Source organism: Anaplasma marginale str. Florida (assembly GCF_000215485.1).
Classification (GTDB): Bacteria; Pseudomonadota; Alphaproteobacteria; order Rickettsiales; family Anaplasmataceae; genus Anaplasma; species Anaplasma marginale.
Genome location: NZ_AFMS01000202.1, coordinates 1 through 571 on the forward strand (window position 1 = coordinate 1; position 571 = coordinate 571).

The 571-nt window shown below is 50.8% G+C and carries 1 protein-coding gene; it reads right to left on the minus strand.

What is annotated here, in order from left to right:
• Positions 1-126: 126 nt before the first annotated feature.
• Positions 127-390 (minus strand): hypothetical protein, encoded by a 264-nt coding sequence (locus GAC_RS05695; RefSeq protein WP_023441439.1) that lies wholly within the window; start codon positions 388-390, stop codon positions 127-129.
• Between the last annotated feature and the right edge of the window lie 181 nt (positions 391-571).

Here is a 571-nt window from a genome sequence, read left to right on the forward strand (position 1 = left end):
CAAGATGAAGGTTTCCTCAGTGCTGCTGGGGACCTGTTCCAGGCTATGACTGCTGATCTCCAAAATTGGGAGCCTGTCGCACCCAAGACTGTCGCGCAACCGTCAAGAGCAAGATAGGGGGGTAAATTATCCCGGTATGAACGTCCATTTTCGGGTTTGATGCAGACCTTCAGTAAGCTTGGTGATAGCTACGTAAGCGCCGACTAGTAGGGAACTATAGAACACTGCGGGTGTGACAAGAGCGGTACATAGTAGCATAGCTGCTACTAATAGGGTTGTGAAAGCGTAGATGGAGAGAAGATGTATCGCAAGGCAAAATGCCACAAACCCCGCACAAGATGCAATTGTGAACGCAGCCTCTATGGCTGATTGCACCTTATTTTGATGCATATTACCTCCACAAGGTCAGTGGTTGGGCCGTCAGCGGGCCGAGACCGCACACTGCTGTTGTGACGTTAAAACTGGCAGAGCTGAAAGAGAAGCTAAGACGGGACTAGCCTCTATTGATTGGGGTGCTGCTGCATCCTGACTGAGAGCATTGCCCGCAAATGCCTCAGATTGGGGAGGTTTG

Excerpts from the sequence above, each read along its gene's own strand:
- GAC_RS05695 (WP_023441439.1), bottom strand. The coding sequence starts at position 390 with ATGCATCAAAATAAGGTGCAATCAGCCATAGAGGCTGCGTTCACAATT.